Raw genomic sequence first — 8,026 nt, forward strand, 5'->3', positions numbered from 1 at the left:
CGCTCGCGCATATGACGTGCTCGATCTGGACGGTCGACCCGACCGCGACCAAGACGCTCATGGTGTTCCACAACACGTACGGGTCGTGGAGCTGGATAGGCGGGCACGCCGACGGAGAGCGCGACCTGGAACAGGTGGCGCTGCGCGAATTGGAGGAGGAGACCGGCGTCGCCGACGCGCGCATCGTGCCGTGCGGGCCGGGGAACATCTTCTCGCTCGAGGTGCTCACCGTGGACGGGCACGAGAAACGCGGGCGCTACGTCAGCTCGCATGTACACCTCAACGTGACGTATCTGGCCGTCGCGTCGCCCGACGACCCGCTGCGCGTCAAGCCCGACGAGAACAGCGGCGTGCGCTGGATGGACCTCGACGAGGCGCTGGCCGCATCGACGGAACCGTGGATGCGCGACCGGATCTACCGCAAGCTCGTCGACAAGCTGGCCGCGGTCGACCTCGAAATGAGACGTTAGCCCCGTCCCTTCGCCTCATCCCAAAGCTCGCGGGGAAGATAGTACGATTCGAAGTCCTGCATGAGGCCGTCGGGGGTTGCTTCGGCGCCGTGGATGGTGCCCTCGTGGACGAAGCCCGCCTTCTCGATCACGCGGCGCGAACGATCGTTGAACGTGTAGTGCGTGCACGTGATCAGGCCAAGCCCCAGCTCCTCGAAGCCGTAGCGCAGCATCTCGTCCGCCGCCTCGGTCATGCAGCCCCGCCCCCATGCCGTGCGCGCGAGCGCATAGCCCAGCATGAGGCAGTCGACGTTGCGCCGCTGCGGATCGCGGATGAGGCCGATCGACCCGATGCACGGCCCCGTGGCTCCCGTCCCCGCGCCCGTCTTCTCGAAGATGCCGAACACATGAGGCTCGCTCGCGATCACCTCCACGAACATGCGCGAGTCCTCGCGCGTGCGGTGCGGGGCCCATCCGGCATCGGGCCCGACGGCGGGATCGCTGCAGTAGGCGTACACGTCGTCGATATCGTCGGAAACGAGCGGGCGCAGCACGAGGCGCTCGGTCTCGAGCGCAGGGCACTCCCCCGACGTCTCCGCCAGAATCGCCGGCGGACAACCGGGATGCCGCGCCTCGCCGGCCCGAACACAAGCCGCGAACCACACCTCGTCGAGCACCCGCACGCCCGCCTCGCGCAAGGCGCGCGCCGCCACGCCGTAACCGGGCACGAGCTCGCCGGCGAACGCGCCGTCGTACACGAGGCCGCATCCGCACGAAGGGCTCTTCGCCTTGAGCACGGCCAGCTTGCACCCCTGCTCCTTCGCCAGCTCCACCGTCTTGGCGGCTCCGGCCAAAAACGCGTCCGTGACGTCGACCCCGTCCGCGTCCGTCACGCGCAGCGCGCGCTCGGCGGCGGCGATCTCGCAGGGGGCATGCGGCACAGGCAGCCCGCCCAGCACCTCGGGGCACACGGGAACCATCTCGCAAGCGTCGTGCAGCTTCAGCACGTCCTCGCAGGGACGCGACTTCCCATCGTAGCGGCACGGCTCCCCCAGCAGGCATGCGCTCACGGCTATCGGCATCGCTCGTCCTCGTTTCGTCGAAAAACCCAGTATAGCAAAGCCCGCGACTCCGCTGCGTTAGCGCGTGCGCGCGAACACTAGAACCGTGGCGACGGCCGCGAACATGGCCAGCGCCGCAAGCACGCCCACGAGCGTCGTCGCGCCCACGAGCGCGCCCATCATCCCGCTAAGAACCGCCGATCCCGTGTAGCCGATGAGATTGATGGTCGACACCACCGTCGCCGTGCTGCGCATGTCGGCCCGCGCGAACAAGAGGCGCAGGCTGCCCGACAGGCACATGCCCGTGGACAGGCCGAACAACGCCACCAGCACGAGGAAAGCGCCCAAAGCCCCGGCCGCCATCGCTACGCACATCGCGCACGTGAACACGAGGAGCGCCGCCATCGAAACACGCAACGACACGCCCGACGGCATGCGCGCCTCAAGCGGCGCCCCCAACGCGCTGGGCGCCATCGACAGCGCGAGGATAGCCGATGCCATGAACGGGTCGCTCGAACCGAAGCATTCCGCCGCCACCGGCGAGCTGAACGATTGGAAGAACGTGCCCACGCCCCACGACGCGACGTAGGCGCACGCGGCGATGGGCAGCACACCACGCAGCTTCGCATCCACGCCGATCACCGGCTTGCAGGCGGTTCGCAGCGGCACGCGGCTGACGACCGTTTCGGGAGCCGCGGGAATGAGGATCGCGCCCAGCGCCAGCAACGCGATCATGATCCAATAGATCAGCGCGTGCTGTTGGGTGACCAAGGACAAGAACCCCACGGCCAGCGAGCCCGCCATCACGCCCAGCAGCGCGCCGCAACCGGCCACCGCCAGCCCGAACCCCTCGTAGCGCCCCACGGCGGAATCGACGACCAGCGCCGAAACGGCGCTCATGGCCAAGCCGCACGACACGCCCTGCACGGCTCGCGCAACCAGCACGATCGTCGGATCGGCCGCTCTCAAGAACAGGAAACAACCGAGCATGGCAAGCAGCAGCGACGCCGCCGCCAAGGGGCGCCGTCCCGCCGCATCGGACAGCGATCCCGACAAGAACAGCGTCAGCACGACGCCGAACAGGTACATGAGCATGGTGGCGGAGATGTCGGCGTCGGTGAGCCCGATCGCCCCTTTGTACTCGGAGTACAAAGGGATAGGCACAGCCGAAGCGGCGAACACGGTGACGAAGGCGAACGTGGCGATGACGAGGCCTCGCACCCCTTGCCGAGGCTGCGAGGATTCCGACGCGTCGACTGCATGCGCGAGCATGGCACCATCCGTTCGTTCACCGCGAATTACACCCGCGCTCTTCCCTGCGAGGAGCGATTGCGGACAGCATAGCATTCCGAACGGACGCAGGGAACACCCGCGTTCGCCCAACGCGGCGCGCACGGTTCTGGATTTCTGGTACCATTGTACGGATGTTCTGCAATGCTTTCGAGGGAGGGCCGCCGCACCGCATGCTATCCGAAGACGACATCAGCAGGCACTGCCATGCGCGCACGTTGCAACGGGCACGGTCCATCGCAGCCTCCGACCGCAACATCCTCACAAAGCAGGTCCGCTACAACCCTCCCGAGACCACGCTGTCCGCGTTCGTTGCCAGCAGCAGCGGCTGGAACGACCGTTACCGCACCTCCGTCACCTTCGACGAGGACGAAGGCGACCTGGTCGACTACGCCTGCACCTGCCCCGCCTACCGCGAGTATGACGGCATGTGCAAGCACTGCGTGGCTCTGGCGTTGACGTATCTGGACGCGCCTGAGAAGTTCATGGGCTACCGAGCCCATCGCGCGCCGACCACGTCTTCATGCCTGCTCGAGCTCATGGAGCGCAGCAAAGCCGCTGCAGAAGCTGAGGAACAGGGCGGCATCGATCTGGAAGCAACCGTCGTGTACGGCTATCGGTCGTGGTCGGCGCACTTCAAGGTCGTCGGCCCCCAGGGCTCCTACGTCATGAAGAGCATCTCGGACTTCGTCGGCCGCATGCGGCGCGGCGAGCGGTTCTCCTACGGCAAGAAGCTCGCGTTCACGCACGTCCCGGCGATGCTCGCCGAGTCGGCGCGCCCCATCGCCCGGTTCCTCGACCGCGCCGTGGCGCTGCGCGAGCAGGCCACCGGCAGCGCGTTTTGGCGCTACCGCGGACGCGACGAGATCGGACGCGACCTCGACCTGTCGGACTACGAGCTCATCGAGCTGTTGGATCTGCTGGACGGCCGCCCCTTCACCGTCGAAGGCACCGACTACGGAACGCGCTCCCTCACCCGCGCGCATGTCGTCAGCGCCGACCCCGATGTCGAGGTCTCGGTGCGGCGCACCGACGACGGCGGCTACGCCATCGAAGCCGACGAGCTGCCTTTCGTGGCGCAGGGCGACCGCATGTACCTGTGGCAGGGCGAGACGTTCTTCCGCTGCTCGGCCGACTTCGCGCGCACGGCGGGCTTCCTGCGCACCGTGTACGAGAACGACGATGCCCGCCTGTTCGTCAGCCTCGCCGACATGCCCCTGTTCTGCGCCACCGTGCTGCCCGCCATCGAGAAGCGCCTCCATGTGGAAACGCCGACCGAGATCGGGCTGTTCCGCCCCGTGCCGTGCAAGCTGGAGTTCTACTTCGACAAGACCGACCGCGACGTCACCTGCGACGCGCAAGCCGTGTACGGCGAACGCCGCTATCCGCTGCTCGACTCCCCCGCTCGCGACGAGGCGGGCCCCCTGCGCGACGAGAAGCTGGAGGGTCGCGCGAGGCGGCTGGTCAAGCAGTATTTCGACACATTAGAAGCTCCCCCATCCATCATGCTGAGCGACGAGACGGCGGTGGCCGACCTCGTGTTCGGCGGCCTTGTCCAGTTCCAGGCGCTGGGCCAGGCGTTCACCACGCCCGCGTTCGACCGGCTGCTCGTAGACAAGAAGCCACGCATCTCGGTGGGCATCTCGCTGGCGGGCAACCTCATCAACCTGGCCGTGTCCACCGACGACCTGCCCCCGGCCGAGGTGGCGGCGCTGCTGGCGAGCTACCGGCGGCGCAAGCGCTTCCACCGTCTGAAGAGCGGTGCGTACCTCGATCTGACGGAGTACGACCTCGCTCAGCTCGACCACCTTGCGGAGGACTTCGGCTTCACGCCCAAACAGCTGGCCGCAGGCGCGGTGGAGCTTCCCGCCTACCACGCGTTCTACCTCGACGAGCAGTTCAAGGGCGCAGAGCGCAACCGCTCGTTCATGCGCTACCTGGAAAGCTTCCGGGCATCGGCCGGCGAGCCGTGCCCGGTGCCCGACCAGCTGGCCGCCACGCTGCGCCCCTACCAGGCGGAAGGGCTGCGCTGGATGAGCGCGTTGGCCGACCGCGATCTCGGCGGCATCCTGGCCGACGAGATGGGCCTGGGCAAGTCGGTGCAGCTCATCGCGTTTCTGCTGGCACGCCAGAGCGAGGCGCGCGCCGTTGGGCCCAGCCTCATCGTGTGCCCCGCCTCCCTCGTGTACAACTGGATGGCCGAGTTCGAGCGCTTCGCCCCGACCCTAGACGTGCGCGCCGCGGTGGGCGCCAAGCGCGAGCGCATGCGCATCCGCGCCGAGGCGTGCGAGAGAGACGCACGCGAAAGCGAGCTTGCCCGCGACGGGCGCTGCTGCGACGTGCTGATCACCTCCTACGACCTGCTGCGCATCGACGCGGAGGACTTCGCCCGGCGCGAATTCTACTGCTGCGCGCTCGACGAGGCGCAGTACGTGAAGAACCACGCCACCAAGACGGCGCGCGCCGCGAAGCGCGTGCGGGCGCGCCACCGCTTCGCGCTGACCGGAACGCCGATGGAGAACCGTCTGAGCGAGCTGTGGAGCATCTTCGACTTCCTCATGCCCGGGCTTCTGGGATCCTACATGCGCTTCCGCGAGCACTTCGAGCTGGACATCACCGGAGGCGACGAGGACGCCGCCCGCCGTCTGCGCTCCCTCGTGGCACCGTTCATGCTGCGCCGCTTGAAGGCCGACGTGCTGCAAGACTTGCCCGACAAGCTGGAATCGGTGGTGTACGTCCCCATGGAGGCCGAGCAGCAGCGCCTGTACGCCGCCCACGAGCAGCAGCTGCGCGACGCGCTGACCCTGCAGAAGAACAACCGCAACAACAAGCAGTTCCACGAGCGCAAAGTGGAGGTGCTCGCCGAGCTGACGAAGCTGCGCCAGCTGTGCTGCGACCCGCGCCTTCTGTACGAGAACTACGCCGGGCACGCGGCAAAGCTGGACGCCATCGCAGAGATCGTGGAATCGGCCATGGACGCCGGCGAGAAGACGCTTGTGTTCTCCCAGTTCACAAGCTTCCTTTCGCTGATCGCCGAAGTGCTGGACGCGCACGGCGTGCCCTACTTCACCATCACGGGAACCACGCCGAAGAAGCGCCGGCTCGATCTGGTGAACGCGTTCAACGACGACGACACGCCCGTGTTCCTCGTGTCGCTCAAAGCGGGTGGCACCGGGCTCAACCTCACCGGCGCGTCGGTGGTGGTGCACGCCGACCCCTGGTGGAACGCCGCTGCGCAGAACCAGGCCACCGACCGCGCGCACCGCATCGGCCAGACGCAGGTGGTGAGCGTCCACAAGGTCATCGCGAAGGACAACGTCGAAGAGCGCATCCTGCATTTGCAGGATGCGAAGACCGACCTCGCCGACCAGGTGATCGGCGCCGGCGGCGTGTCGCTGGCGAGCCTGAGCCAGGAGGAGCTGCTCGATTTGCTGGACGGATGAGGCGCGGCTTAGAACTTGCCGAAGCGTTCGTAGCGGGCTCGCAGCAGCTCGTCGGTCGGCGTTGCGCATAGCTCGTCAAGCGTGGCGCACACGTAGGAGCGCACGCCCTCGGCCGCCTGCTCGGGGTTCTCATGCGCAGGGCCCGCTCCTTCGGACAGCACGGCGTCCACGATACCCATCTCGCAGGCTTCGGCCGCGCTCATCTTCATGACGGCGGCCGCCTCGGCGGCGCGCGTGCGATCCTTCCACAGGATGGACGCGAAGCCCTCCGGCGACAGCACCGAGTACACCGCGTGCTCCTGCATGGCCACGCGATCGGCCAGCGCCAGCGCCAGCGCGCCGCCCGAGCCGCCCTCGCCCAACAGCACGCTCACCACGGGCACGCGCAGGCCCGCGAGCGCCAGCAGGTTGTCGGCGATGGCGTTGCCCTGCCCGCGCTCCTCGGCCTCCATGCCGCAGAACGCGCCTTGCGTGTCCACGAGGCACACCACGGGGCGGCCGAACTTCTCGGCCTGACGCATGAGGCGCAAAGATTTGCGGTAGCCCTCCGGCTGCGGGCAGCCGAAGTTGCGCGCGATGCGCTCTTTGAGGTCGCGTCCTTTCTCTTGCGCGATCACCGTCACCGCGCGACCCCCGATCCAGCCGAGGCCGCACACCACGGCGCCGTCGTCGCCGAACATGCGATCGCCGTGCAGCTCGATGAACCCGTCCACGAACGAGTCGATGTAGGCGAGCGCCGTGGGACGATGCACGTTGCGCGCCAACTGAACGCTCTCCCATGCGCGGTTCGACGTGGGCGCAGTGGCCTCGCGCGCCGCAGCGGACGCGTCCTCCAAAGACACGCCGGCCTCCGCATCGAAACCGCCCGTGCTGAGCGCCTTCTCCAAACGCTTGCGCATGGAGGAGCCGCGGCGGTCGAAGCGCTCGGTGACGGCCGCCATGCGCCCGCGCAGCTTGGCGCGCGCCGAGTCCACCCCTCCGGCGAAAGGCAAGCCGCCGCCCACGGTCAAATCGCCGTACGTCACCGTGTTGTACGTATCGGTGCCGCTGGCCAGGTTCTCGCGCACCGCCTCGTAGCTGACGAGGATATCGCGATCGCCCGGCTCGTGCTCCTGCTCGCCGCGCACAGCCGATGCCGTGGCAAGGTGCAACGCCAGCAAGTGAGCCAGCACGCTGCGCAGCTCGCCGCGCTCCACGATGGCGTCGATCAGCCCGTGATCCAGCGCGAACTCGGCCGTCTGGAAGCCTTCGGGCAGCTCCTGCTTGATGGTGTCCTTGATGACGCGCTGGCCCGCGAAGCCGATCAGCGCGCGCGGCTCGGCCAGGATCACGTCGCCCTGCATGGCGAACGACGCGGTCACGCCGCCCGTCGTGGGATCGGTGAGCACCGAGATGTAGGGGAGCTTCGCCGCAGCATGGCGCTCCAGCGCGCACGACACCTTCGCCATCTGCATGAGTGACACGAGACCCTCCTGCATGCGCGCGCCGCCCGACGCGGTGAACACCACCACGGGCAGACGCTCGTCGGTCGCGCGCTCCACGAGCCGCGCCACCTTCTCGCCCACGACCGAGCCCATCGAGCCCATGAAGAACTGCGACTCCATGATGCCGATGGCCACGCGCAAGCCCGCGATACGTCCGACGCCGGTGCGCACGCCCTCCTCCAGACCCGTCTTCTCGCGCTGAGCCTCGAGCTTGCCCAGGTAGCCGGGGAACTCGAGCGGGTCGGTTTCGGGAACCGTGCGGTTCCATTCCACGAAGCTGTCCGCATCCAGCAAGTCGT

At 67.9% G+C, this 8,026-nt stretch carries 5 protein-coding genes; 2 read left to right on the top strand and 3 right to left on the bottom strand.

The features are described 5' to 3' along the window. Window positions 1-470, top strand: a 470-nt coding sequence (locus tag ACMO6A_RS08340; RefSeq protein ID WP_418471084.1) for an NUDIX hydrolase, incomplete at its 5' end; no start/stop codon positions are given. Here the strand turns inward: ACMO6A_RS08340 and ACMO6A_RS08345 are convergent. Then, window positions 467-1,531 (bottom strand): GNAT family N-acetyltransferase, encoded by a 1,065-nt coding sequence (locus ACMO6A_RS08345; protein WP_009304154.1) that lies wholly within the window; start codon window positions 1,529-1,531, stop codon window positions 467-469. The genes ACMO6A_RS08340 and ACMO6A_RS08345 overlap by 4 nt on opposite strands. A 57-nt stretch (window positions 1,532-1,588) precedes the next feature. Further along, window positions 1,589-2,782, bottom strand: coding sequence for an MFS transporter (locus tag ACMO6A_RS08350; protein WP_009304153.1), 1,194 nt, complete (start codon window positions 2,780-2,782; stop codon window positions 1,589-1,591). A 191-nt stretch (window positions 2,783-2,973) separates the two neighbouring features. Here ACMO6A_RS08350 and ACMO6A_RS08355 point away from each other — a divergent pair, with 191 nt between their 5' ends. Beyond that, the gene (locus tag ACMO6A_RS08355) at window positions 2,974-6,243 is read left to right on the top strand and encodes an SNF2-related protein (protein ID WP_418471085.1); all 3,270 of its coding nucleotides are present in this window, start codon (window positions 2,974-2,976) and stop codon (window positions 6,241-6,243) included. An 8-nt stretch (window positions 6,244-6,251) separates the two neighbouring features. Here ACMO6A_RS08355 and ACMO6A_RS08360 read toward each other — a convergent pair. Then, window positions 6,252-8,026: acetyl-CoA carboxylase carboxyltransferase subunit alpha (locus tag ACMO6A_RS08360; protein ID WP_418471086.1), on the bottom strand; the 1,775-nt coding region annotated here is incomplete at its 5' end.

The sequence above is a fragment of the Eggerthella sp. genome (assembly GCF_048329335.1).
In the GTDB taxonomy this organism is placed as follows: Bacteria; Actinomycetota; Coriobacteriia; order Coriobacteriales; family Eggerthellaceae; genus Eggerthella; species Eggerthella lenta.